This is a genomic window from Streptomyces sp. AC1-42W, from assembly GCF_003248355.1.
Lineage (GTDB): Bacteria > Actinomycetota > Actinomycetes > Streptomycetales > Streptomycetaceae > Streptomyces.
Map to the genome: position 1 here is coordinate 2,417,897 of NZ_QKWY01000002.1, position 24,725 is coordinate 2,442,621.

General features: G+C 73.9%; 19 protein-coding genes. 11 read left to right on the plus strand and 8 right to left on the minus strand.

Annotated elements, in window-relative coordinates:
* Entirely contained in the window at nucleotides 1-426 is a 426-nt protein-coding gene (locus DNK56_RS28885; protein ID WP_111338712.1) for an ATP-binding protein, read from the minus strand.
* Nucleotides 427-679: 253 nt separating this feature from the next.
* Between DNK56_RS28885 and DNK56_RS28890 the strand changes: the two genes are divergently transcribed.
* Nucleotides 680-1,507 (plus strand): enoyl-CoA hydratase family protein, encoded by an 828-nt coding sequence (locus DNK56_RS28890; protein ID WP_111338713.1) that lies wholly within the window; start codon nucleotides 680-682, stop codon nucleotides 1,505-1,507.
* Complete coding sequence (locus tag DNK56_RS28895) at nucleotides 1,504-3,783, plus strand: bifunctional salicylyl-CoA 5-hydroxylase/oxidoreductase (protein ID WP_111338714.1); 2,280 nt, start codon at nucleotides 1,504-1,506, stop codon at nucleotides 3,781-3,783. The genes DNK56_RS28890 and DNK56_RS28895 overlap by 4 nt, the downstream gene beginning before the upstream one ends.
* Nucleotides 3,784-3,807: 24 nt before the next feature.
* On the opposite strand, the gene DNK56_RS28900 is transcribed toward DNK56_RS28895, so the two are convergent.
* Nucleotides 3,808-4,626: a PaaX family transcriptional regulator gene (locus DNK56_RS28900; RefSeq protein ID WP_111339657.1), complete on the minus strand. Its 819-nt coding sequence runs from the start codon at nucleotides 4,624-4,626 to the stop codon at nucleotides 3,808-3,810.
* A 4-nt stretch (nucleotides 4,627-4,630) separates the two neighbouring features.
* Nucleotides 4,631-6,298, minus strand: coding sequence for an AMP-binding protein (locus tag DNK56_RS28905; RefSeq protein WP_111338715.1), 1,668 nt, complete (start codon nucleotides 6,296-6,298; stop codon nucleotides 4,631-4,633).
* 118 nt (nucleotides 6,299-6,416) lie between these two features.
* Here DNK56_RS28905 and DNK56_RS28910 point away from each other — a divergent pair, with 118 nt between their 5' ends.
* Entirely contained in the window at nucleotides 6,417-7,544 is a 1,128-nt protein-coding gene (locus DNK56_RS28910) for an acyl-CoA dehydrogenase family protein (protein WP_111338716.1), read from the plus strand.
* Complete coding sequence (locus tag DNK56_RS28915) at nucleotides 7,541-7,942, plus strand: RidA family protein (RefSeq protein ID WP_111338717.1); 402 nt, start codon at nucleotides 7,541-7,543, stop codon at nucleotides 7,940-7,942. Before DNK56_RS28910 ends, DNK56_RS28915 begins: the two co-directional genes overlap by 4 nt.
* A gap of 94 nt (nucleotides 7,943-8,036) precedes the next feature.
* Here DNK56_RS28915 and DNK56_RS28920 read toward each other — a convergent pair whose 3' ends face one another.
* The 5 genes from DNK56_RS28920 to DNK56_RS28940 are packed head-to-tail and all read right to left on the minus strand — an operon-like array spanning nucleotide 8,037 to nucleotide 13,504.
* The gene (locus tag DNK56_RS28920) at nucleotides 8,037-9,170 is read right to left on the minus strand and encodes an FAD-dependent monooxygenase (RefSeq protein ID WP_111338718.1); all 1,134 of its coding nucleotides are present in this window, start codon (nucleotides 9,168-9,170) and stop codon (nucleotides 8,037-8,039) included.
* A 55-nt stretch (nucleotides 9,171-9,225) separates the two neighbouring features.
* Nucleotides 9,226-9,795, minus strand: coding sequence for a GTP-binding protein (locus DNK56_RS28925; protein WP_111338719.1), 570 nt, complete (start codon nucleotides 9,793-9,795; stop codon nucleotides 9,226-9,228).
* A 6-nt stretch (nucleotides 9,796-9,801) separates the two neighbouring features.
* A complete protein-coding gene (locus DNK56_RS28930; RefSeq protein WP_111338720.1) occupies nucleotides 9,802-10,224 on the minus strand; it encodes a DUF742 domain-containing protein in 423 nt (140 codons plus the stop codon).
* On the minus strand, nucleotides 10,221-10,652 hold the full coding sequence (locus DNK56_RS28935; protein WP_111338721.1) for a roadblock/LC7 domain-containing protein: 432 nt from the start codon (nucleotides 10,650-10,652) through the stop codon (nucleotides 10,221-10,223). Before DNK56_RS28935 ends, DNK56_RS28930 begins: the two co-directional genes overlap by 4 nt.
* Nucleotides 10,649-13,504: a sensor histidine kinase gene (locus DNK56_RS28940; RefSeq protein ID WP_111338722.1), complete on the minus strand. Its 2,856-nt coding sequence runs from the start codon at nucleotides 13,502-13,504 to the stop codon at nucleotides 10,649-10,651. Before DNK56_RS28940 ends, DNK56_RS28935 begins: the two co-directional genes overlap by 4 nt.
* A gap of 299 nt (nucleotides 13,505-13,803) precedes the next feature.
* Between DNK56_RS28940 and DNK56_RS28945 the strand changes: the two genes are divergently transcribed.
* The 7 genes from DNK56_RS28945 (at nucleotide 13,804) to DNK56_RS28975 (ending at nucleotide 24,710) form a co-directional block, all read left to right on the plus strand.
* Entirely contained in the window at nucleotides 13,804-16,908 is a 3,105-nt protein-coding gene (locus DNK56_RS28945) for a Na+/H+ antiporter subunit A (RefSeq protein ID WP_111338723.1), read from the plus strand.
* Nucleotides 16,905-17,531 (plus strand): Na(+)/H(+) antiporter subunit C, encoded by a 627-nt coding sequence (locus DNK56_RS28950; RefSeq protein ID WP_241990115.1) that lies wholly within the window; start codon nucleotides 16,905-16,907, stop codon nucleotides 17,529-17,531. The genes DNK56_RS28945 and DNK56_RS28950 overlap by 4 nt, the downstream gene beginning before the upstream one ends.
* Nucleotides 17,528-19,183, plus strand: coding sequence for a Na+/H+ antiporter subunit D (locus tag DNK56_RS28955; RefSeq protein ID WP_111338724.1), 1,656 nt, complete (start codon nucleotides 17,528-17,530; stop codon nucleotides 19,181-19,183). Before DNK56_RS28950 ends, DNK56_RS28955 begins: the two co-directional genes overlap by 4 nt.
* Nucleotides 19,180-19,821, plus strand: coding sequence for a Na+/H+ antiporter subunit E (locus DNK56_RS28960; protein WP_111338725.1), 642 nt, complete (start codon nucleotides 19,180-19,182; stop codon nucleotides 19,819-19,821). The genes DNK56_RS28955 and DNK56_RS28960 overlap by 4 nt, the downstream gene beginning before the upstream one ends.
* Complete coding sequence (locus tag DNK56_RS28965; RefSeq protein ID WP_111338726.1) at nucleotides 19,818-20,150, plus strand: monovalent cation/H+ antiporter complex subunit F; 333 nt, start codon at nucleotides 19,818-19,820, stop codon at nucleotides 20,148-20,150. Before DNK56_RS28960 ends, DNK56_RS28965 begins: the two co-directional genes overlap by 4 nt.
* A complete protein-coding gene (gene mnhG / locus DNK56_RS28970; protein ID WP_111338727.1) occupies nucleotides 20,147-20,500 on the plus strand; it encodes a monovalent cation/H(+) antiporter subunit G in 354 nt (117 codons plus the stop codon). Before DNK56_RS28965 ends, mnhG begins: the two co-directional genes overlap by 4 nt.
* 211 nt (nucleotides 20,501-20,711) lie before the next feature.
* Entirely contained in the window at nucleotides 20,712-24,710 is a 3,999-nt protein-coding gene (locus DNK56_RS28975) for a bifunctional nitrate reductase/sulfite reductase flavoprotein subunit alpha (protein ID WP_241990195.1), read from the plus strand.
* Nucleotides 24,711-24,725: the final 15 nt, after the last annotated feature.

A 24,725-nucleotide genomic window follows, 5' to 3' on the forward strand; every position in this document is an offset into this window, starting at 1 on the left:
CTAGGACGCCACGGGCGGCAGGCGGAACCACACCGCCTTGCCGCGCTCCGTCGGGCGGTGGCCGCACGACGAGCTGAGCGTGCGGATCAGCAGCAGCCCCCGGCCGTGCTCCTGCCACGGGTCGGGCACGTCCTCCGGCTCCGGGCGGGACAGATCGCCGGGCGGGGCCGGGTCTCCGTCGTGCACCTCCACCTGGCAGCCGGCCGGCAGCAGCTCCACCACCAGCTCTATGGGCTCGTCGCCGGGCGTGTGCTCCACCGCGTTGGCGACCAGCTCGGCCGTCAGCAGTTCGGCGGTGTCGCTGTCGGCCGGTGCGTCGATGTCCGTCAGCACCGAGCGGATCAGCGCACGGGCGATCGGCACGGCGGCCGTGGAATGCGGCAGGGAGATGCGCCAGGAGGGGGGTGGCGGTCCGTCGGGCGGCACGAGGGGTTTCCGTTCGGGTGAGCGCGGGTCCTGGGCTCAGACGTTTCCGCGCTCAAGACTTTGTGCTCCCCACCTTACGAAGCCCGGCGTCCCGGACAAGAGCTCGCCGCCCGGTACGAAGAGGACGTTCGTCACGGGACCGGCACAAGGGACCCGACCGGCGCTCCCGGTATCGTGCACTCGTGACGGAAGTCACGCAACGGTGATAAATTCGAGGCCGGGAAGCAGCGACGGCCGAAGGGGACACCCCGCCATGAGTCCGTTCACCGGCTCCGCACCACGTACGCGGCACTGGCGCCATCTGCGGGTCACCGAGGCGGACGGCGTCGCCACCGTCACCCTCGCCCGCCCCGAGAAACTCAACGCCCTCACCTTCGGCGCCTACGCCGACCTGCGCGATCTGCTGGCCGAGCTGGCGCGGGAACGCGCCGTCCGGGCCCTGGTGCTGGCCGGCGAGGGGCGCGGCTTCTGCTCCGGCGGCGACGTCGACGAGATCATCGGTGCCACCCTCGCGATGGACACCGCCGAACTGCTGGACTTCAACCGGATGACCGGCCAGGTGGTACGCGCGCTGCGCGAGTGCCCGTTCCCCGTCGTCGCCGCGGTGCACGGGGTGGCCGCCGGGGCCGGCGCCGTGCTCGCCCTGGCCGCGGACTTCCGCGTCGCCGACCCCACCGCCCGGTTCGCCTTCCTGTTCACCCGCGTCGGGCTCTCCGGCGGCGACATGGGCGCCGCCTATCTGCTGCCCCGCGTCGTCGGCCTCGGCCACGCCACCCGCCTCCTGATGCTCGGCGAACCCGTCCGCGCCCCCGAGGCCGAACGGATCGGCCTCATCAGCGAGCTCACCGACGAGGGCCGTGCCGACGAGGCGGCCGGCGCGCTCGCCCGCCGCCTCGCGGACGGGCCCTCGCTCGCCCTCGCCCAGACCAAGGCGCTGCTCACCGCCGAACTGGACATGCCGCTGGCCGCCGCCGTCGAGATGGACGCCGCGACCCAGGCCCTCCTCATGCACGGCGAGGACTACACCGAGTTCCACGCCGCGTTCACCGGGAAGCGGCCGCCCGCCTGGCGCGGAAAATGACCGGCCCGCAGCGGATCGCGGTCATCGGCGGCGGCCCCGGCGGCCTCTACGCCGCCGCGCTGCTCAAACGCCTCGGCCCGGACCGCCGGATCACCCTCTGGGAACGCAACGCCCCCGACGACACCTTCGGCTTCGGCGTCGTCCTCTCCGACGAGACCATCGGCGGCATCGAACACGCCGACCCGGTCGTCCACCGCGCGCTGCGGAACGAGTTCGTCCGCTGGGACGGCATCGACATCGTGCACCGGGGCCACACCCAGACCTCCGGCGGCCACGGCTTCGCCGCGCTCGGCCGCCGCCGGCTCCTGGAGATCCTGCACGAGCGCTGCGCCGGGCTCGGCGTGGACCTCCGCTTCCGCACCCCCGCCCCGCCCGCCGCCGAACTCGCCGCCACCCACGACCTGGTCGTCGCCGCCGACGGGGTGCACAGCGCCACCCGCCAGGCCCACGCGGACGTCTTCCGCCCCCGGATCACCGGACACCGCTGCCGCTACATCTGGCTCGCCGCCGACTTCGCCCTGGACGCCTTCCGTTTCGAGATCGCCGAGACCCCGTACGGCGTGATGCAGCTCCACGCCTACCCGTTCTCGCCGCACGCCTCCACCGTCATCGTCGAGATGCGCGAGGAGGTCTGGCGGGCGGCCGGCTTCGACGTGCCCGACCCGGCCGCGTCGATCCGCGCGTGCGCCAGGATCTTCGCCGGCGCCCTCGGCCACCGCCCGCTGCGCTCCAACAACTCCGGCTGGCTCACCTTCCGCACCGTCGTCAACGCCCACTGGTCGCACGGCCCCACCGTCCTGATCGGCGACGCCGCGCACACCGCGCACTTCTCGATCGGCTCCGGCACCAAGCTCGCCGTGGAGGACGCCCTCGCGCTCGCCGCCTGCGTCGAGGAGCACCCCTCGCTGCCGGCCGCGCTCGCCGCGTACGAGAGCGAGCGCCGGCCCGTCGTGGAATCCACCCAGCGCGCGGCGGCGGCCAGCCTGCGCTGGTTCGAGGAGCTGGGCACGTACGTGGACCAGCCGCCCCGCCAGTTCGCGTTCAACCTCCTCACCCGCAGCCGCCGCGTCACCCACGACAACCTGCGGCTGCGCGACGCCGCGTTCACGGCCGGAGCGGAGGAGGAGTACGGCTGCCCGTCCGGCACCCCGCCGATGTTCACCCCGCTGCGGCTGCGCGGCCTGGAGCTGCGCAACCGCGTCGTCGTCTCGCCGATGGACATGTACGTGGCCGAGGACGGTGTCCCCGGCGACTTCCACCTCGTCCACCTCGGCGCCAGGGCGCTCGGCGGCGCCGGACTCGTCATGACGGAGATGGTCTGCGTCAGCGCCGAGGGCCGCATCACCCCCGGCTGCACCGGCCTCTACACCGACGAACAGGCCGCCGCCTGGGCCCGGATCGCCGGCTTCGTGCACCACGCGTCCCCCGGCACCGCCCTCGGCGTCCAGCTCGGGCACTCCGGCCGCAAGGGCTCCACCAAGCTCATGTGGGAGGGCATCGACCAGCCCCTCGACCACGGCAACTGGCCGGTCGCCGCCGCCTCCCCGCTCCCGTACACCGCCGGCGTCAGCCAGGTCCCGCACGCCCTGGACCGGGCCGGGCTCGACGAGATCCGCGAGCAGTTCGCCGCCGCCGCCCGGCGCGCCGCCCGCTGCGGGTTCGACCTTCTCGAACTGCACTGCGCGCACGGCTATCTGCTCTCCGGCTTCCTCTCGCCGCTCACCAACCGGCGCACCGACGCCTACGGCGGGCCGCTCGCCCACCGGCTCCGCTTCCCGCTGGAGGTCTTCGACGCCGTCCGCGCCGAGTGGCCCGACGACCGCCCGATGACCGTCCGGATCTCCGCCACCGACTGGGCCGAGGGCGGCACCACCGCCGAGGACGCCGTGGAGATCGCCCGCGCCTTCGTCGCGCACGGGGCCGACGCCCTCGACGTCTCCACCGGCCAGGTCGTCCCCGACGAGCGGCCCGAGTACGGGCGCTCCTACCAGACCCCGTACGCCGACCGCATCCGCAACACCCTGTGCGTGCCGGTGATCGCGGTCGGCGCGATCTCCTCCTGGGACGACGTGAACTCGCTGCTGCTGGCCGGCCGCGCCGACCTCTGCGCCCTGGCCCGGCCCCATCTGTACGACCCGCACTGGACGCTCCACGCGGCGGCCGAACAGGGCTACGGCGGACCGGGCGCGCCCTGGCCCCTGCCGTACCGCGCGGGCAGCCGCCGCCCGCCGACCGGCCGCACCGACGCCCCCGGGCCCCGCCTCACCCTGGACTGAGCCGGGCGCGCCGCCGCCACGGGGTCACTTCCGGTGCGCGAACTCCGCCCCCGCGTCCCGCAGCCGGTCGTGCAGCAGCCGGAAGACCGTGGCCGAGCGGGCGCCCGGCCAGTCGGCGGGCAGCAGCGCCGGGGGCAGGCCCGGATCGGCGTACGGCACCCGGCGCCAGGAGTCCAGCGCCGTCAGGTAGTCCCGGTACGCCGCCTCCGGGTCCGCCGCCCCGTCCCCGCGCGCCTCCCAGGCCCGCAGCACCGGTTCGTGACGGTCCAGGAAGCCGTGGTGCAGCCGGGCCACCGCGTCCAGGTCCCACCAGCGGGCCACCGCCTCGCGGGTCGGGGTGAAGCCCAGATGGTCGCCCCGGAACAGGTCCACGTACGGGTCGAGCCCCAGGCGCTCCAGGGTGTGCCGGGTCTCGTCGCGCAGCCCGGCCGGGGCGATCCAGACACCGGGGGCGGCCGTGCCGAACCCCAGCCGGGACAGGCGCGAGCGCAGCAGATGCCGCTTGTGGCGCTCCGCCTCCGGCACCGAGAACACGACCAGCACCCAGCCGTCCGCGAGAGGCGGCTCCGGATGCCGGTAGATGCGCCGGTCGCCGTCGTCCAGGAGCTGGCGGGCGTCCGCCGAGAGCGCGTAGCCGGCCGCCCCGTCCGCCGTGCGCGCGGCCACGAGCAGCCCGCGCCGCTTCAGCCGGGAGACCGCCGAGCGTACGGCGGGCGCGTCCACGCCGACCGCGCCCAGCAGCCGGACGAGCCCGGCCACCGGCATCGGCTCGTCACCGGGGGTGCGCCCGTACGCCCCGTAGAGCGTGACGATCAGTGAACGGGGGGTGTGCGGTTCGACCATGTGATCATTGTCGGTCCCGCGCGGCCCCGTCCGCACCGGCTTCCCCCGCACCGGCCCCGTCCGCACCCGCTTCCTCCGTGCGGAGCCTGAACCGTTGCAGTTTCCCGGTGCCGGTACGGGGGAGGGCCGGCAGGAACGTGATCCGGCGCGGGCACTTGTGCGGGGCCAGCTCCGCCCGCATGAACGTCCGCAGCGCGTCCGCCGTCAGCGCGGACCCCTCGCGCCGCACCACGTACGCCGCCACGATCCGCCCGCGCAGCTCGTCCGCCTGCCCCACCACGGCGGCCTCCGCGACCTCGGGATGGCGCAGCAGGGCCTCCTCCACCTCGGGCCCCGCGATGTTGTACCCGGAGGAGATGATCATGTCGTCGGCGCGGGCGACATAGCGGAAGTAGCCGTCCGGGTCGCGCACATAGGTGTCGCCGGTGATGTTCCAGCCGTGCCGTACGTACTCCCGCTGCCGGTCGTCCGCCAGGTAGCGGCAGCCGACCGGGCCGCGCACGGCCAGCAGCCCCGGCTCGCCATCGGGCACCGGCTCCCCTTCGCCGTCCACCACGCGCGCCTGCCAGCCGGGGACCGGGACGCCCGTGGTGCCGGGGCGGATGGCGTCGTCGGCGGCGGAGACGAAGATGTGCAGCAGCTCGGTGGCGCCGATGCCGTTGATGATTCGCAGCCCGGTCCGCTCGTGCCAGGCGTGCCAGGTCGCCTCGGGCAGGTTCTCGCCCGCCGAGACGCACCGCCGCAGCGCGGACAGGTCGTGTCCGTCGAGTCGGTCGAGCATCAGCCGGTACGCGGTCGGCGCGGTGAACAGCACGGAGACGCGGTGTTCCGCCAGCGCGGGCAGCAACTGCTTGGGCCCGGCCTGTTCGAGGAGCAGCGCCGACGCGCCCGCCCGCAGCGGGAAGACCACCAGCCCGCCCAGGCCGAAGGTGAACCCGAGCGGCGGACTGCCCGCGAACACGTCGTCGGGTGCCGGCCGCAGGATGTGCCGCGCGAATGTGTCGGCGATCGCCAGCACATCGCGGTGCAGATGCATACAGCCCTTGGGCCGTCCGGTGGTGCCCGAGGTGAAGGCGATCAGCGCCACGTCGTCGCAGGCGGTGTCCACGGCCCGGTAGCGGCCCGGCCGGCCGGCGGCCAGCCGCAGCAGGTCGTCCGGCCCCTCGCCCCCGTACGCCGTGATCCGCAGCCCCGGCACCCGGGCCAGCGCCAGGTCGTCGACCGACCGCGCGTCGCACAGGGCGTGGCTGATCCGGGCGAGGGAGCAGATGGCGGCCAGCTCGGCGGCCCGCTGCTGCGCCAGTACGGTGACGGCGACCGCGCCCGCCTTCAGGACCGCCAGCCAGCAGGCGGCCAGCCGGGGGGTGGTGGGGCCGCGCAGCATGACCCGGTTGCCGGGGACGACCCCCAGGTCCTCGGTGAGGACGTGGGCGATCCGGTCCACGAGGTCCCGCAGCTCCCCGTAGCTCAGCACGCCGCCGTCCGGTGTGCGGAAGGCGGGGCGGTCGGGGCCCAGGCGGTCGGCCGTGCGGTCCAGGAGTTCGGCGGCGCAGTTGAGCCGGTCCGGGTAGTGCAGCTCGGGCAGGTCGAAGAGCAGCTCCGGCCACTGCTCCGCGGGTGGCAGATGCTTCCCGGCGAAGCCGTCGATGTGCGCTGAGGTTCTCGGGTCCATGAAGGATCGCCCCCTTGTAGCCCCCTGCTCGCTCCTGGAGCGTATCGTTTGGGTGACGGTAGTCAACGGTCCGCGATAAAGATGCTGAGGCAATCGATTCGACCAGAGAGGCGCCGGTATGACGGCATTCTCGCTCGATCCGGCACAGACCGCCTGGTGCGAGGAGCTGCGCACCCTGGCCCGTGACCGGCTGGCCCCGCTCGCCGCGCGCGGCCGGCCGGGGCACGTCAACCGCCCGCTGCTCACCGCCCTCGGCGAGCTGGGCCTGCTCGACCGGCTGTTCGGCTCGGGCGCCCTCGACCTGTGCCTGCTGCGCGAATCGCTCGCCCGGGGCTGTACGGAGGCCGAGACCGCCCTCGCGCTCCAGGGCCTCGGCGGCTTCCCGGTGCTCCGGGCGGGCACCGCGGCCCAGCGCGAGCGGTGGCTCCCCGAGGTCCGGGCCGGCCGCGCGGTCGCCGCGTTCGCGCTCAGTGAGCCGGGCGCCGGCTCCGACGCCGCCGCCCTGGCGCTCGACGCCGCCCCGGACTCCGGCGGCTGGCGGCTGACCGGCGAGAAGTGCTGGATCTCCAACGCGCCGGAGGCCGACTTCTACACGGTCTTCGCCCGCACCACACCGGGCGCCCGCGCCCGCGGCGTCACCGCCTTCCTGGTTCCCGCCGACCGCCCCGGCCTGACCGGCACCCCCCTGGAGATGCTCTCCCCGCACCCCATCGGGGCCCTGGCGTTCGACGGCGTCCGGGTCGCCCCCGACGACGTGCTGGGCGCGCCGGACCGGGGCTTCGGGGTGGCCATGGACACCCTCAACCTCTTCCGCCCCAGCGTCGGCGCCTTCGCGCTCGGCATGGCACGGGCCGCCCTGGACGCCACCGTGGAGCACACCGCCACCCGTACCGCCTTCGGCGGGCCGCTCGCCGGGCTCCAGGCCGTCTCCCACCAGGTCGCCGAGATGGCCACCCGCACCGAGGCCGCCCGGCTGCTGGTCTACGCGGCCGCCGCCGCCCACGACGCCGGGGAGCCCGGGGTGCCGCGCCGGGCCGCCATGGCGAAGCTGTACGCCACCGAGACCGCGCAGTACGTCGTGGACACCGCCGTCCAGCTGCACGGCGCGCGGGCCCTGCGCCGCGGCCATCTGCTCGAACACCTCTACCGGGAGGTCCGCGCCCCGCGCATCTACGAGGGCGCCAGCGAGGTCCAGCGCACCATCATCGCCAAGGAGCTGTACGCGAACCGGGAGCCGACCGCATGAGCCCCATCCACCGCATCAACCCGCACGAACTCTCGCCCGCCGCCGGCTTCTCGCACGCGGTCACCGCCACCGGCGGCCGGCTCGTCTTCCTGGCCGGGCAGACCGCCCTGGACCGGCACGGCGGCGTCGTCGGCGAGACCCTGCCCGAGCAGTTCGCCACCGCCCTCGGCAACCTCCTCGCCGCCCTGCGCGCGGCCGGCGGCTCCCCGGCGGACCTGGCCCGGGTCACGGTCTACGCCACCGACGTCGCCGACTACCGCGCCCACGCCCCCGAACTGGGCCGGACCTGGCGCCGGCTGGCCGGGCGCGACTATCCGGCGATGGCCGTCATCGGGGCCGCCCGCCTCTGGGACGAACAGGCCCTGGTCGAGCTGGACGGCATCGCGGTCCTGCCCTGACCCGAGTACCGGCGCGACCGGTCCGCGTACGGAAAACGCCCCGCCGGCCCGGACACCGGGACGGCGGGGCGCTCGCGCACCGAGTGGCGTCTGCTCAGTAGGGCTGCACCAGGACGTGCGCCGCGCCGGGGATGCCGATCTTCAGCAGCTCGTCCTCCTCCGGCGTCGTCTCGCCGCCGGTCTCCTGCTTGAGCACGGCGCGCGACATCGCCTGCACCCACATGGCGCGCGGCCGGCGCCGGGCCTCCCACGCGTCGAGCGCCGCCGCGACATCCGCCTCGGCGTCCAGCGACTCGGCCAGCACCAGCGCGTCCTCCACGGCCATCGCCGCCCCCTGCGCGATGTGCGGGGTGCTGGCGTGCGCGGCGTCGCCGGCCAGGACCACCCGGCCCACGTGCCACGGCTCCTCGACCGTCACCTGCGAGATCCGCGAGTACACCACGCTCTCCGGGCCGGTGACCGCGTCCAGCGCCTGAGCGACCGGACCGGAGAACATCACCAGCCGCTCCTTGAGCTGCTCGTGCGCCCGCTCCGGGTCCGGCCGGAACTCCGCGGCCTCGGCGAAGACCGTGCCCAGGTACATCAGCTCGTCCGTGATCGGGGTGAGCAGCGCCTTGGCGGCCTGCCCCGCGGTGCCCATGACGACGCCCCGCACCTGCTCCTGCCGGGGCACGGTGACCCGCCAGTTGGCGAAGCCGGTGTACTCGGGGACGTAGCGGTCGCCGTACAGCCGGGTGCGCAGCGGCGAGCCGATGCCGTCGAAGCCGACGACGAGGTCCCAGCGGCCGGTCGAGCCGTCGGACAGGGTGACGTCCACGCCCTCGCCGTCGTCGGTGAGGTCGGTGATGGTCGAGCCGAAGCGGATCTTCGCGCCGGCCGCCGAGGCCGCCGCGCCCAGGACCTGCGCGAGCGCCGGGCGGGGGATGCCGTTGTTGGAGGGGGCGTCGCCCATGCGGGGCTGCGGTATCTCGGCCAGGGTGTTGCCGGCCGGGTCCGCGATGGTCAGCACCTCCCACTCGAAGCCGGCCTCCAGGCACGCGTCGAGTACCCCGATCTCACGCATGACGTGCAGGGCGTTGGACGGCTGGATGATGCCGACGCCCAGGGCGTCGAGCCGGTCGCGCAGTTCGGCGACCTCGACGGTGTGGCCGCGCCGGGCCAGGGCGGTGGCGAGCGTCAGCCCGCCGATGCCGCCGCCGTGGATCAGGACGCGCAGGGGTGTTGCCATGGGAAGTCTCTCCAGAGCGGGAAGAAGGGGAGGGGCCGGGGAAACCGGTCCCGGTTCAGCCGGCCGCCACGGGCAGGCTCATGAGGTGGTCCACGAGGGCCAGCAGCACGTCACGGCCGAACGACCGCTCGCGCACGTCGCCGACCAGCAGCGGTACATGCGGGTCGAGGTCGAGGGCGGTGCGGATCTCGTCCGGGGTGCGGGTGTTGTGGCCGTGGAAGCAGTTGATCGCGACGACGAACGGGATGTCCCGGCTCTCGTAGAAGTCGATCGACGCGAAGCTGCTTTCCAGCCGCCGGGTGTCGGCGATCACGACACCGCCGAGGGCGCCGTTGACCAGGTCGTTCCACATGAACCAGAAGCGTTCCTGGCCGGGGGTGCCGAACAGGTAGACGACGAGTTCCGGACTGACCGTGATCCGGCCGAAGTCCAGGGCCACGGTGGTGGTGTCCTTCTGCGCGACGCCGGCCAGGTCGTCGACGCCGACGCTGGCCTGGGTGAGCAGTTCCTCGGTGCGCAGCGGCGTGACCTCGCTGACCGAGCCGACGAGGGTGGTCTTGCCGACGCCGAAGCCGCCGGCTATCAGGATCTTGACGGCGGTGGGCGCCGTCTGACTGGTGGTCATGTTGGCTCAGAGTCTCCGGAGTCCGTCGCGAACAGCGGCCAGTACGGTCATGTCGGCACCGCCGGACGCGCGGGCCACCGACAGGGGGGCCCGCGCGATCAGGAGGCCGGTGGCGACCAGGTCGGCCAGCAGGATCTTGGTCACCGACACCGGCAGATCGATGCCGGCGGCGACCTCGGCGACCGCCGCCGGGTGGCGGCAGCGGTCCAGGATCATCCGGTGCTCGGGCTGGAGCCGGCCCGGCCGGACCGGCGCCCCGTGCGCGTCGCGCGGATCGTGCGCGGTCGTCAGCACCGTGATGAGGGTGAGGTCGTCCCGCTCGGGCGCGGTCCGGCCACGGGTGATGGTGTACGGGCGCACCATGGTGCCCGCCCCGTCCTCCCCGTCGTCGAACTCGTCGCCCTCGCGGTAGGGCCAGCGCCCGATCACGCCCGGGGCCCGGTGCCGAAGGCGTCGAAGTCGCCACGGGCCGGGGTGCTGAGCTTCTGGCCGACCTGGAGGACGAGGTTGTGCATGGCGAGCGACATGACCTCGGCGTCCACCTCCTGCGAGGCGACGACGGCCAGATGCGTGCCCTGGCCGGCCGAGATGATGAAGAGCCACAGGTCGGCCAGCTCGACGATCACCTGGTGTACCGCGCCGCCCCCGAAGAGCTGGCCCACACCTCGGGCCAGGCTCTGCTGGCCGGTGCAGATGGCGGCCAGCCGTTCGGCGTCGGCCCGCTCGACGGTGTGCGAGTGGCTGACCACCAGACCGTCGTCGGAGAGCAGTACGGCGTTGCGGGTCTCGGCCACCGAGTCGACGAGGTTGTCGAGCAGCCAGTCGAGGTCCTGGCGGGTGGCGGTTGTGCGTGTCATGTCCGTTCTTCTCCCGTGAAGAGGGGGGTGGAGGGATCGGGCTTCGACGGCTCCTCGTTCGCGCGGGCGGCGCGGGAACGACGCTGGAAGGCTCCGATGGCGGCGCCGGCCCGGTGGGGTGCCGGCCGGGGCGCCGCATGGTCGGGTCGGCTCGACGGGCGGTCCGTCGCGGCCGGGGCGGCCGGGGCGATCCGCAGTTCGTCGGCGAGGCTGGCCTGACGCACCCGGCGGGGGAGCGGGGGCTCCCCGCCGGGCACCGCCGGCGGGACGGGCTCCACCCGGTGGGCGTCCGGCCCGGCGACGTCCGCGCGCGGGAAGCCGGTGCCGGAGTAGTCCGATCCGGAGTAGCCCGATCCGGAGTAGTCCGCCGCCGGGTAGTCCGTGCCGGAGTGGTCCGCGGGGCCGGGTCCGGCCGGTGCCTGTCCGGGATGTCCGGCAGCCGGTTTCGGCGGGCCGGGCAGCGTCACCGGGAAGCCGTCCGCGTCCAGCTCGTCCGACAGGTAGGTGTCCGGGTAGGACTGCTGCGGAGCGCCGTAGGGCTCGCCGGAGTCCGGGTAGGTCCGGCCCGCCACCGGGTACTGCCCCTCGGTCGTCATGTACGGCTGCCCCCCGTCCGCGTACGCGTTCTGGACGGCGCCGTTGTACGGATCGTCCTGGTGGCCGTAGGCATGCCCGTCCGTACCGCCGTACGGGGCGTCGGCCCCGGCGTACGGCGCCTGCGCCGGCTCGGGTTCGCCGAAGGCGTGGGTGCCGGCCGGTGCGGGCTCCTCCCGGTCGGGGAGGGGCGCGTCCTGCGGCGCGCGCGGCGCGTGCAGGGCGGTCACCCCGGCAAGCGCCCGGCCGCGGCCCCGGCTGGGCAGCGCGTCGGAGTCGCGCAGCGGGGCGGGCTCCGGAGCCGGGGCGGTGTCCTCGGCCACGGGCGACGGGACGGCCACCGGACCGGCGTGCGGGCCGGGCACGGTGAGCGAGTCCGGGACGAGCACGACGACACGGGTACCGCCGAACGCGGAGTTGCGGAACTCCACCCGCAGTCCGTGCTGGTCGGCGAGGCGCGCGATCACGTACAGGCCCAGGCGGATGTCGTCGGCGTGCGCCAGCACGTCCATCCGGGGCGGTCGGCTCATCAGTTCGTTCGCCGCCGCGAGCTGCTCCTTCTCCATGCCGAGCCCGCGGTCCTCGACCTCGATGGCCAGGCCGCGGCTGACCTGCGCGGCCCGGACCTCGACGGGGTTGGGCGGCCGGGAGAAGGCCAGCGCGTTCTCGATCAGCTCGGCCAGGACGTGCGAGACCGGGCCGACGGCCCGCTCGGAGAGCCAGGGGGAGCCGTCCAGGTCCAGCACGACGCGGCGGTAGTCCTGCACCTCGCCCTGGGCGGAGCGCATGACGTCCAGCAGGGCGACGGGCTTGCGCCAGCGCCGGTGCGGGGAACCGCCCGCGAGGATCACGAGGTTCTCCTCGTAGCGCCGCAGGCGGGCGGTGAGGTGGTCGAGGTCGAAGAGGCCGTCCAGCACCTCCGGGTCCTCGTGCTTGCGCTCCAGCTCGTCCAGCTTCTTCAGCTGCTGGCCGATGAGCTGCTGGGTGCGGCGCGCGATGCGCTGGAGCAGCCGTTCGAAGCCGCGGTGCTGGTCGGCCTGTTCGACGGCCGCCCGCAGAGCACTGGTGCGGGCCAGGTCGAGCGCGTTGCCGAGCTGCGCCAGTTCGTCGGACGCGCCGTCGCCCTCGCTGCCGATGGCACGGGCCTCCGCCTCGACGTCGATGCGCTCGCCCTTGCCGAGTCGCTCGATGACCTCGGGCAGCGCCCGCTCCAGCTCCTCGGCCCGCTCCTGGAGTCCGCTGATCCGGCGGCGCAGGTTGCGGGAGAGACGCCAGGTGAACCAGATGACGGCGATGACCGCGATCAGGCCGACGACCGTGGTCAGGACGACCCGGATCAGCAGCGAGATGACACTGTCCTTGCCCACCGCGACCACCGCGTCGGTGCGCTGCTCCATCAGCTTCACCAGCTGCGGTGTGACCTCGTCCATCGCGCCGCGCCAGTCGGCCTCCTCGGCCCCGAGGCGGACGAATCCGTCACCGTCGGGCGAGGCCTGCCGCAGGACCTGGTTCTCCACCCGGGTCTTGGCCTCCCAGGCGGAATCCGCGAAGAGCTTCTCCCACGCGGCCTTCTCTTCCGCCGGAAGGTAGGGGATGACATGGGCCGCGAACTGGAAGGACTGCGCGGAGACGGACTGCCGGACCTCCCGGAGATCGGCGGTGCTCAGCTTTCCGGAGGCCCAGCCGCGGGCGAGCAGGGCATCCGAGCGCGAGATCATCTCCTTGGCCCAGAAGAGGTTGACCAGCGGCTGCGAGGTCGTGGTGACCCGGCCGTCGTCCACATGGCTGAGCGCGGTGAACAGCTTCAGGTCCACGGCGATCAGGTCCGTGTAGTAGCGGTACACGGCCTTCTGCTGGTCGTTGTCGCCCTCGTCGACGAGTGTGCGCTGCGCCGGGAGCTGGGTGATCGCCGTACGGGCTCCCCGGACCGCGTCCCGGACCTCGCCGGGGGCGTCATCGGTGTCGATGTCGGACAGGGACTGGAATCCGGCGATCGCGTCGTCGGTGAGCTTGCGCTGCTCACGCAGGGCGTCGGTGGGACCACCGCCGCGCGCCAGCGCCTCGGCACTGAGCCGGCGCTCCTCCTGAAGGTTGTAATACACGATGTTGGACGGCTGGCCGGCCTTCTGGGCCAACTGCCCCTGGGCCGCTTGCTTCTGGAAGTCGAGCAGAGTCTGACCACTGGTGACGGCCCAGAGGGCGGCCAGGGCTACACCGGGTACGACGGCCAGTACAAGCAGGGCCGTCCGCAGCGACATAGTGGTCGAGCTGCTCCGCCGTGACGCGCGCGTGCGCAGGGCATGCTCCTTGACGTGGTGCCAGTCAACGACTGGTCAAATCCATTGGGTACGAGGACGGCTAGATATTAGTCACAGTGCAAAAACGGAATGAAACTGGGCTCACCTGTGCAACATCGGTCGGGCGCATGATCCCCACCGCTTGCGGCGCGCCGTACGGGTGAGGCGCGGTCGGGGATATATCTGTATTCGGTGCCCCTTGTCCGTTCCGCAGCCCCCCGCACCCCGCCCCCGGCCGACGAGCTCCGCAACCCCGCCGTATGATCGCGCTCATCGCCGCCCACTTCGTCCTCGCGGCCTTCGCGCGCCCGCTGGTGGGACGGCTGGGCGCCCGCGCCTTCCTGGTCCTCGCGCTGCCCCCGGCCGCCACCACCTGCTGGGCGTTCACCCGCTGGGACGCCGCCGCCTCGGGCTCCGCGACCGACTGGACCTGGGCCTGGCTGCCCGCCTACGACGTCTCCGTCTCGCTGCGCCTGGACGCTCTGGCCGAACTGATGGTGCTGCTCGCGGCCGGGGTCGGCACCCTCGTCCTGCTGTACTGCGCCTCCTACTTCAGAGCCTCTGTGCAGACCCGCGCCCGGGTCCGGACGGGGGTCTGCACAGAGGCTCTCAATGACACGACGCCCCGTCTCGCCGGATTCGCCGGGAACCTCCTCGCCTTCGCCGGGGCCATGCTCGCCCTCGTCCTCAGCGACGACCTGATCACCCTTTATGTCTTCTGGGAGCTGACCACCGTCTTCTCGTACCTGCTCATCGGGTACGACAGCGAGCAGCGGCACAGCCGGCGCTCCGCCCTCCAGGCGCTGACCGTCACCACGCTCGGCGGCCTCGCCATGCTGATCGGCTTCCTGATCGTCGGCCGGCAGGCCGGCACCTACCGGATCTCCGCGATCCTCGCCGACCCGCCCCCGGCCGGCACCGCCGTCCAGGTCGCCGTCCTGCTGATCCTGTGCGGGGCCCTGTCCAAATCGGCCGTCTGGCCGTTCAGCCTCTGGCTGCCCAACGCCATGGCCGCGCCCACCCCCGTCAGCGCCTATCTGCACGCCGCCGCGATGGTCAAGGCCGGCGTCTACCTGGTCGCCCGGCTCGCCCCCGCCTTCGCCGACGTGCCCGGCTGGCGGCCCGTCGTGATGGTCCTCGGCGCCGCGACGATGCTCCTCGCCGGCTGGCGGGCCCTGCGCCTGCACGACCTCAAGATCGTCCTCGCCTACGGCACCGTCAGCCAACTCGGCTTCCTCACCCTGCTCGCGGGCGTCGGCAACCGGGACGCCGCGCTCGCCGCCACCGTCATGATCCTCGCCCACGCCCTCTTCAAGGCCCCGCTGTTCCTGGTCACCGGCATCGTCGACCACGCCGCCGGCACCCGTGACCTGCGCAGACTCTCCGGCGTCGGCCGCGCCCTGCCCCATGTGTGCGCCGTCGCCGTGCTCGCCGGGTGCTCCATGGCCGCCCTGCCCCCGCTGCTCGGCTTCGCCGCCAAGGAGTCCGCGTTCGAGGCGCTGCTGCACGGCGACACCGCCGACCGCTGGGCGCTCGGCATCACGGTGGCGGGCTCGGCGCTCACCGTCGCCTACACCGCCCGCTTCCTGTGGGGCGGCTTCCTGCGCAAGCCCGGCGTCCCCGACACCCCCGTGCACCGCGTCGGGCCCGCCTTCCTCGCCGCGCCCGCCGTCCTCGCGCTCTGCGGCCTGGTGCTCGGGCCCGGCGTCGGCCGGACGGACCGGCTGCTGAGCGCCTACGCCGACACCTTCCCGGCCCCCGCCCACCCCTACCACCTCGCGCTCTGGCACGGCTGGGGCACCGCCCTGCTGCTCTCCGCCGCGGCCACGGTGGGCGGCGCCGTGCTCTTCGCCGCCCGGGGCCGGGTCGCGCGGTTCTCCCGGCGCGTCGCCTGGCCCACCGCCGACGCCGTCTTCGGCCATCTGCTGCTGGGCCTGGAACGCCTCTCCCTCCAGGTCACCGGCTTCGTCCAGCGCGGCTCCCTCTCCGTCTACCTGGCCACCACCCTGCTGGTGATGCTCGCCGGACAGCTCTCCGTGCTCATCGCCGACCAGCCCTGGCGGGGCGCCCCGGCGCCCCGGCTCTGGGACGTCCCGCTCCAGGGCGCCGTCGCCGCCCTGACCTGCGCGGCGGCCCTCCTCTGCCTCACCGTGCGGCGGCGTATGAAGGCCGTGGTGCTGGCCGGGCTCACCGGCTACGGGACCGCGCTGCTGTTCGTCGTGCAGGGCGGGCCGGATCTGGCGCTCACCCAGTTCTGCGTGGAAACGGTCTCGATGATCGTGTTCGTCCTGGTCCTGCGGCGGATGCCGGTCCACTTCCAGGAGTCCGTCAGCAGCTGGCGGCGGGCCGTGCGCGTCCCGGTCGCCCTGGCCGCCGCCGCCACCCTCGGCGTGGTGGTCTGGGTGGCCGCCGCCGCGCGCACCGCGCCCCCGGCCGGTGCCGCCATGGTCGAGGAGACCGCGCACCACGGCCTCAAGGACGTCGTCGCGACCATCCTGGTGGACCTGCGCGCCTGGGACACCATGGGGGAGTCCGCCGTGCTCGCCGCCGCCGCGATCGGCGTGACCAGCCTCCTCTATCTGCACCGCCGCGCCGAGGGACCGGTCGCACCCGCCGAGGGACCGGTCGCACCCGCCGAGGGACCGGTCGCGCCCGCCGAGGGACGAGCCGCGCCCGTCGAGGGCCCCGCCGCACCCGCCGACGGGCGCGCCACCCCCGCCGATCGGCCGGCCGTACCCGCCGGGGAACGCCGCCGCACCGCCTGGTCCGTGACCGGCGAACCGCTGGCCGGGGTGCCGCACGGCGACGAGGGCGCGCCCGAACGCGGCTGGCTGGCGGCCGGCGAGACCCTCGCCCCCGAACACCGGTCCGTCGTCTTCGAGGTCATCGCGCGACTGCTGTTCCACCCGATCCTGGTACTCTCCGTCTACCTGCTGTTCTGCGCCGAGAACATGCCGGGCGGCGGCTTCGTCGGCGGCCTGGTCGCGGGCCTCGCCCTGATCACCCGCTACCTCGCGGGCGGCCGGTTCGAACTCGCCGAGGCCGCGCCCCTGCAACCCGGCCTCTTCACCGGCCTCGGCCTCTTCCTCTCCACCGGCGTCGCCCTCCTCGGCCTCCGGGACGGAACGGTCCTGCACGCCTGGACGTACCACGGCCACCTGCCGGTCTTCGGCGACTTCGAGTTCGGCACCCCGGTCCTCTTCGACTGCGGCGTCTATCTGCTGGTCCTCGGCGTCGTCCTGGACATCGTGCGGGCCCTCGGCGCCAAGATCGACCGCCAGATCGAGCGCGCCGCCGCCGAGAAGGCCGCCGCCCGCCGGACCGGACCGCAACCCGGCCCGCAGACCGGGGAGGCGACCCCGTGACCGTCAGCGCCTCGCTCCTGGCCACCGCGGCCGTCCTGTGCGCGGTCGGCGGCATCCTCATGCTGACCCGGCCCCTCACCCGCATCCTGCTCGGCGCGGTCGTCGCCGGCAACGGCATCAACCTGTTCGTCCTGTCCGCCACCGGGACCGCCGGCCGCGAACCGCTGCTCTACGGCGTCGACCTCTCCCTGGTCACCGACCCGCTGCCGCAGGCCATCGCCCTCACCGCGATCGTCATCACCCTGGCCACCACCGCGTTCCTGCTCGCCATGGCCTACCGGGGCCACCAGCTGACCGGCACCGACGAGGTCCACGACGACCTGGAGGACCGGCGCATCGTCCTGCGCGCCGAAGTGCTGGACGAACGCGACGAACTGCGCGCCCGTTTCCGGGCCGACGGCGACCGCAGCGACGAGGCCCGCCGCCGCTACCGCGAGGAGCGCCGCCGGCTGCGGGCCCGGCTGCGCGCCGACCGCGCACTCCAGGCCCGCGGCCGCGACGCCACCGGCGACCTGTGGCACGACATCCTCGGCGCCGACCCGGAGGACCGCCCCGCGACCGGGGACGGCGGCGAAAGCGGAACCACCGACCCCGACGCCCCGAAACCGGGAGACACCGGATGAACGCCCTCGTCCCGCTGCCGGTCCTGCTCCCGCTGTGCGCGACCGGCCTGAGCCTCGCCTTCGGCACCCGGCTCAAATGGTTCCAGCGCTTCGTCAGCGTCGCCGTGCTCACCGCCGTCCTCGGCCTCTCGGTCACGCTGATGATCGCCGCCGACCGGAACGGGCCGCTCTCCGTGCACCTCGGCGACTTCGCGCCGCCGCTCGGCATCACCCTCGTCGCCGACCGGCTCTCCGGGCTGATGCTGACCGTCTCCTCGGCCGTCACCCTGTGCGTCCTCGTCTACTCCCTGGGCCAGGGCATGGCCGACCGGGACGAGGAGACACCGGTCGCCGTCTTCCACCCCGCCTATCTGATCCTGGTCGCCGGGGTCTCCTGCACCTTCCTCGCCGGAGACCTGGTCAACCTCTACGTCGGCTTCGAGATCATGCTCGTCGCCAGCTTCGTCCTGCTCACCCTCGGCGGCACCGGACCCCGCATCCGCGCCGGCTCCACGTACGTGATCATCTCGCTGTTCTCCTCGATGCTGTTCCTCACCGCCATCGCCATGACGTACGCGGCGACCGGCACCGCCAACTTCGCCCAGCTCGCCGAACGCCTCCCCGGCCTCCCGCTCGGCGTCCAGACCCTCATCCAGGCCATGCTGCTCACGGTCTTCGCGATCAAGGCCGCCGTCTTCCCGCTCGCCGCCTGGCTCCCCGACTCCTACCCGACCGCGCCCGCCCCCGTGACCGCCGTCTTCGCCGGACTGCTCACCAAGGTCGGCGTCTACTGCATGCTGCGCACCGAGACCCTCCTCTTCCCCGGCAACCGGCTCGGCGACCTGCTGATGGCGGCGGCGCTCGCCTCGATGGTCATCGGCATCATGGGCGCCGTCGCCCAGACCGACTTCAAACGGCTGCTCTCCTTCACCCTGATCAGCCACATCGGCTACATGGTCTTCGGCATCGGCCTGGCCACCCGTCAGGCGTACGGCGGCGCCATCGTGTACGTCGTCCACCACATCACCGTGCAGACGACGCTGTTCCTGGTCGCCGGGCTCATCGAGCGCCGGGGCGGCACCACCGAACTCACCCGGCTCGGCGGCATCGCCCGCGCCGCCCCCGCGCTCGCCGTCCTCTTCTTCGTCCCCGCGATGAACCTGGCCGGCATCCCCCCGCTGTCCGGCTTCATCGGCAAGCTCGGCCTGATGCGCGCCGGGGTCGCCGAGGGCGGGGTGTGGGCCTGGATTCTCGTCGTCGGCGCGACCGTGACGAGCCTGCTCACGCTGTACGTGATGGCCAAGGTCTGGAACCTCGCCTTCTGGCGGGCCGCCCCGCCGGGCCAGGCCGCCACCGGCACCGTCCTGGAATCCGACGACGACAGCGACGACGACGACGAGGACACCGGCCCCGACCGGATCGCCGGCACCGGCGACGAGGGCGTGCGCCTCCGCCACCAGCCGGCCGGGCTCGCCGTCGCCGCCACCCTCCACGGCCACGCCGTCACCACCACCAGCGTGCTGCCCCGCCCGATGACCTGGGCGACCGGCGCCGCGGTCGCCCTCGGCCTCGCCTTCACCGTGTTCGGCGGCCCGCTCACCTCGTACACCGACCGCGCCGCCGCCGAACTCATCGCCCGCACGCCCTACACCCAGGAGGTGCTCGGACGGTGAGACGCCTGGTCACCTTCTCGTTCCGGAACAAGGACCTGCCGCCCTTCAGCGCCGCGTTCGGCGGCCGCCGCCGGCGCGTCCTGGACCTGCCGCTGATCGCCTGGCTCACCTTCATCTGGGTGCTGCTCTGGTCGAGCCCGAACTGGGCCAACCTGCTGACCGGGGCCCTGGTCGCGGTGGCCGTCTGCCTCGCCTTCCCACTGCCCAGGGTCGACCTCGGGCTGCGGCTGCACCCCTGGGGCATGCTGCGGCTGGCCGGCTACCTCCTCTACGACATGTACACCTCGGGCATGAAGGTCACCCGGCAGATCCACGGCAGCCGCACACGCCGCGCCGCCGTCATCGCCGTACCGCTGCGCTGCCGCTCCGACCTGATGCTCACCGCCGTCGCGGTCGCGGTCTCCAACGTGCCCGACAGCTCGGTCGTCGAGGTGCGCCGCGCCACCGCCACCGTCTTCGTGCACATCCTGGACGGCCGGCCCGCCGAACTGGCGGCGGCCCAGCGGTCCGTCTGGCGCACCGAGGAACTGATCGTACGGGCCTTCGGCACCCGCGACGAGATCGAGCGCGTCGCCGCCCCGCCCCCGCCCGCACCCCACACCGGCCCCCCGCAGGACGACCAGGAGGACAGGCCATGAGCGCGCCCCAGACCGTGGACCGGGTGCTGATCGTCGCAGCCGTCGTCCTCATCGTGATCGCCGGCGCGGCCCTGCTCGCCCGCGTCCGGCGCGGGCCCTCCATGCTGGACCGGGCCATCGCCCTGGACGTCTGCGCCGCCCTGATCATCGCCGGGCTCGGCGCCAAGTCGGCGCTCGCCCGCGACCCGTTCTACTTCCCGATCATGCTGGTGCTCGCCTTCCTCGGCTTCACCGGCTCGGTCGGCATCGCCCGCTTCATCGCCGTACGCGACCGGCCGCCCGGCCATCCGCGCCGCCCCGGCCGGAACGACGGCGGCGGCGCCTCATGAGCGTCTGGCTCCAGATCCTGGACACGGCGGGCGCGGCGCTGGTACTGCTCGGCGCGGCGATCTGCCTGCTCGGGGTGGTCGGCATGCTGCGCCTCAAGGACGTCCTCTCGCGCAGCCACGCCGCGACGAAACCGCAGGCCCTCGGCATGCTCATCGTGCTCGCCGGGGTCGCGCTGCGGCTGCGCAGCGGCATGGACCTCGCCACGCTGGCGCTGATCGGCTTCTTCCAGCTGATGACCGGCCCCGTCGCCGCCCACCTGGTGGCCCGCTCCGCCTACCGGACCGGGCAGGTGGACCACTCCGAGCTGCTCTTCGACGACCTGGACGAGCAGCTCACCGAGGAGACCTGACACCCCAGGGCTTCTCACAGCGGTCACCGGACGAGTGTGCGTCGAGCGTTACCACCCATGATCGGCCGGGGCCACACCCGCGTAACGGCCCCTTCCTACCGTCGAAGGACGATCCGATTCATGGAAGGTCGCCCCGGTGCCCCCACTCAGCTCGTCGGCCGACGCCACTCAGGTCCGTACGGTTTGCTCGTACTGCGGGGTGGGCTGCGGCATGGTCCTCGACGTCGCGTCCGGGCCGGACGGGCGCCGTACCGTCCGCAAGGCGTCGGGGGACCGGGCCCATCCCGCCAACTCCGGCCGCCTGTGCACCAAGGGCGCCACCACCGCCGATCTGCTCGCCGCGCCCGGCCGGCTGACCACCGCGCTGATGCGGCCCGGACGCGGCGCGGAGCCCGTACCGGTCGCCGTGGACGAGGCGATCGCCGCCACCGCGCGGCGGCTGCGCGCCGTCGTCGACACGCACGGGCCGGACGCCGTCGCCTTCTACCTGTCCGGGCAGCTGAGCCTGGAGGCGCAGTACCTCGCCAACAAACTGGCCAAGGGGTTCATCCGGACCAACCGCGTCGAGTCCAACTCGCGGCTGTGCATGGCCGGCGCGGGCAGCGGCTACAAACTCTCCCTCGGCGCGGACGGCCCGCCCGGCTCCTACGACGACCTGGACCGCGCCGACGTCTTCCTGGTCATCGGCTCCAACATGGCCGACTGCCACCCGGTCCTCTTCCTGCGCCTCCTCGACCGGGTCAAGGCCGGCGCCAAGCTGATCGTCGTCGATCCCCGGCGCACCGCCACCGCCGACAAGGCCGACCTCTTCCTGCGCGTCCGCCCCGGCACCGACCTGGCCCTCCTCAACGGCCTGCTCCATCTGCTCCACGCGAACGGGCACACCGACCCCGCGTTCATCGCCGCGCACACCGAGGGCTGGGAGGCGATGCCGGAATTCCTCGCCGACTACCCGCCGGACGCGGTCGCCGCGCTCACCGGCGTCTCCGAGGAGGACCTGCGCCGCGCCGCCCGCTGGATCGGCGAGGCCGGGGAGTGGACGAGCTGCTGGACCATGGGTCTCAACCAGTCCACGCACGGCACCTGGAACACCAACGCGCTGATCAACCTGCACCTGGCGACGGGCGCCATCTGCCGTCCGGGCAGCGGCCCCCTCTCGCTCACCGGCCAGCCCAACGCCATGGGCGGTCGCGAAATGGGCTACATGGGCCCCGGACTGCCCGGTCAGCGATCGCTCCTGGACGACGAGGACCGGGCCTTCACCGAGGAGCTGTGGGGCCTGGCGCCCGGCACCCTGCGCGAGGACGAGTGCGGCCGGGGCACGGTCGAGATGTTCGAACGGATGGCGGCCGGCGACATCAGGGCGTGCTGGATCATCTGCACCAACCCGGTCGCCTCGGTCGCCAACCGGAGCACCGTCGTCGAGGCCCTGGCGGCCGCCGAACTCGTCATCACCCAGGACGCCTTCGCCGAAACGGAGACCAACGCCCACGCCGACATCGTGCTGCCCGGAGCGCTGTGGAGCGAGACGGAGGGCGTACTCGTCAACAGCGAACGCAACCTCACCCTCGCCCGCCCCGCCGTCGACCCGCCCGGCGAAGCCCTCGCGGACTGGCGGATCATCGCCCGGGTCGCCCGCGCGATGGGGTACGAGGACGGCTTCGCCCACGAAAGCGCCGAGGAGGTCTTCGAGGAGATCAAGCGCGCGGCCAACCCCCGCACCGGATACGACCTGCGGGGCGTGACGTACGAACGGCTGCGCACCGCCCCCGTCCAGTGGCCCGCCTCCACCCCGGACGGCCCGGACCGCAACCCGATCCGCTACCTCGCCCCGGACGGCGGCGGACCGGTCTTCCCGACCCCGACCGGCCGCGCCCGCTTCTTCGCCCGCCCCCACCTGCCGCCCGCCGAACTCCCGGACGACGACTACCCCTTCGTGCTGAACACCGGACGCGTGGCGCACCAGTGGCACACCCTCACCAAGACGGGCCGGGTCGCCAAGCTCAACCGGCTGAACCCCGGCCCGTTCGTGGAGGTGCACCCCGAGGACGCGGCCCGCCTGGGCATCGCGGAGGGGGACGCGGTGGAGGTGGCGTCGCGGCGCGGGCGGGCCGTGCTGCCGGCCGCGGTCACCGACCGGGTCGCGCCGGGCTGCTGCTTCGCGCCCTTCCACTGGAACGACCTGTTCGGCAAGGACCTCGCCGTCAACGCGGTGACGGGGGACGCGGTGGACCCGGTCTCCTTCCAGCCGGAGTTCAAGGTGTGCGCGGTGACCCTGACGAAGGCGGCGGTGCCACCCCCGCCGGCGCCCGCGCGGGTGCCCGAGCGGGCGCCCGCCGTCGCCTTCGGCCTGGAGAGCGCCCCGCCCCCGGTCCTCGCCGAGCACGAGCGGCAGTACCTGGTCGGATTCCTCGCCGGCCTTGCGCTGGGCGCCCCCGGCATCCCGGTCCTCCCGCCCGACGCCCCCTTCGCCACCGAACACGCCCGCTGGGTCAACGGCGTCCTGGCCGGCCTGTACTCGCGCGCGACCCCGCCCGCCGAAGCCCCCACGCCCACGCCCGCACCCGAGCCCGCCGGGGCGGCGGGGCGCGAGGTGGTCGTGCTGTGGGCCTCGCAGACCGGCAACGCCGAGGAGTTCGCCGCCGCCACCGCCGACCGGCTCACCGCCACCGGCCACCGCGCCCGCCTCCTCGGCATGGACCGGGCCGACCCGCGCGCCCTGCCCCCGGCCGCCGACCTCCTCCTGATCACCAGCACCTTCGGAGACGGCGACGCGCCCGACAACGGCTCCGGCTTCTGGACCGCCCTGACGGCCGCCGACGCCCCGCCCCTGGACGGCCGGCGGTACGCGGTACTGGCCTTCGGCGACTCCTCGTACGACGACTTCTGCGGGCACGGCCGCCGGCTGGACCGGCGCCTGGACGAGCTGGGGGCCGTCCGGCTCGCCCCGCGCACCGACTGCGAACCCGACTACGAGCCGTCCGCGCTGCACTGGCTCGACCAGGTCCTCGCCGGCCTCGCCACCCCGCCCGCCGCAGGCCCGCCGCCCCCCGCCGGGAGGACCCCGCCGCCGGCCCCCGTCCGCACCTCCAGGCCCGCCCCCGTCGCCGCCCGCCTCGCCGGCAACCGGCTGCTCGGCCGCCCCGGCTCCGGCAAGGAGGTCCGCCGCTTCACCTTCGACACCGCCGGGACCGGCACCGCCCTGGAGTACGCCGCCGGAGACGCGCTCGGCGTCCACGCCGTCAACCCCATGGACCTGGTCGGCGAATGGCTCTCCGTCACCGGCCTCGACGCGGGCGCGGAGATCGAGGTCGCCGGCATCGGCGGCGTCTCCCTCGGCGAGGCCCTGCACCGCCATCTGGACATCACCCGGCTCACCCCGGCCCTGCTCGGCTTCGTCACCGAACGCACCGGGGACCGGGACCTGAAGAAGATGCTGCGGCCCGACAACAAGGGCGAACTCGCCCGCTGGTCCTGGGGCCGCCAGGCCGTCGACCTCCTCGCCGACCATCCCGTGAAGGCGACCCCGGAGGAGTGGGCCGCGGTCCTCCGGCCCCTCCAGCCGCGCCTGTACTCCATATCGTCCAGCCCGCTCACCGACCCCGACCGGCTCTCCCTCACGGTCTCCGTCGTCCGCTACGAGAACCCGGACGGCCGGCCGCGCGCCGGGGTCTGCTCGCCGTTCCTCGCGGACGCCGCCCCCGGCACACGGATACCGGTCTTCGTCCGGCGCGCCCCGCACTTCCGGCCGCCCGCCCGGCCCGACGCCCCCATGGTCATGGTGGGCCCCGGCACCGGAGTCGCCCCCTTCATCGGCTTCCTGGAGGAGCGCCGGGCCCGCCGGGACCCAGGCCCCAACTGGCTGTTCTTCGGCGAACAGCACCGGGCGACCGACTTCTTCCACGAGGAGGAGCTGACCTCCTTCCTCACGGACGGCACCCTGACCCGGCTGGACACCGCCTTCTCCCGCGACCAGCGCGCCAAGGTCTACGTCCAGGACCGGATGCGCGAACACGGCGCCAAGCTGTGGTCCTGGCTGCGCGACGGCGCCCACTTCTACGTGTGCGGCGACGCGGCCCGGATGGCCAAGGACGTGGACCGGGCCCTGCACGACATCGCCGTCGCGCACGGCGGCCTGGAACCGGAGGCGGCGACCCTGTACCTGAAGCAGCTCGCCGCCGACAAACGGTACGTCCGCGACGTGTACTGACCGGCCGCTCGGAGG

Coding starts and splice junctions, on each gene's coding strand:
- DNK56_RS28890 (WP_111338713.1), top strand. CDS start 680: ATGAGTCCGTTCACCGGCTCCGCACCACGTACGCGGCACTGGCGCCAT.
- DNK56_RS28895 (WP_111338714.1), top strand. CDS start 1,504: ATGACCGGCCCGCAGCGGATCGCGGTCATCGGCGGCGGCCCCGGCGGC.
- DNK56_RS28900 (WP_111339657.1), bottom strand. CDS start 4,626: ATGGTCGAACCGCACACCCCCCGTTCACTGATCGTCACGCTCTACGGG.
- DNK56_RS28905 (WP_111338715.1), bottom strand. CDS start 6,298: ATGGACCCGAGAACCTCAGCGCACATCGACGGCTTCGCCGGGAAGCAT.
- DNK56_RS28910 (WP_111338716.1), top strand. CDS start 6,417: ATGACGGCATTCTCGCTCGATCCGGCACAGACCGCCTGGTGCGAGGAG.
- DNK56_RS28915 (WP_111338717.1), top strand. CDS start 7,541: ATGAGCCCCATCCACCGCATCAACCCGCACGAACTCTCGCCCGCCGCC.
- DNK56_RS28920 (WP_111338718.1), bottom strand. CDS start 9,170: ATGGCAACACCCCTGCGCGTCCTGATCCACGGCGGCGGCATCGGCGGG.
- DNK56_RS28925 (WP_111338719.1), bottom strand. CDS start 9,795: ATGACCACCAGTCAGACGGCGCCCACCGCCGTCAAGATCCTGATAGCC.
- DNK56_RS28935 (WP_111338721.1), bottom strand. CDS start 10,652: ATGACACGCACAACCGCCACCCGCCAGGACCTCGACTGGCTGCTCGAC.
- DNK56_RS28940 (WP_111338722.1), bottom strand. CDS start 13,504: ATGTCGCTGCGGACGGCCCTGCTTGTACTGGCCGTCGTACCCGGTGTA.
- DNK56_RS28945 (WP_111338723.1), top strand. CDS start 13,804: ATGATCGCGCTCATCGCCGCCCACTTCGTCCTCGCGGCCTTCGCGCGC.
- DNK56_RS28955 (WP_111338724.1), top strand. CDS start 17,528: ATGAACGCCCTCGTCCCGCTGCCGGTCCTGCTCCCGCTGTGCGCGACC.
- DNK56_RS28965 (WP_111338726.1), top strand. CDS start 19,818: ATGAGCGCGCCCCAGACCGTGGACCGGGTGCTGATCGTCGCAGCCGTC.
- mnhG (WP_111338727.1), top strand. CDS start 20,147: ATGAGCGTCTGGCTCCAGATCCTGGACACGGCGGGCGCGGCGCTGGTA.
- DNK56_RS28975 (WP_241990195.1), top strand. CDS start 20,712: ATGGTCCTCGACGTCGCGTCCGGGCCGGACGGGCGCCGTACCGTCCGC.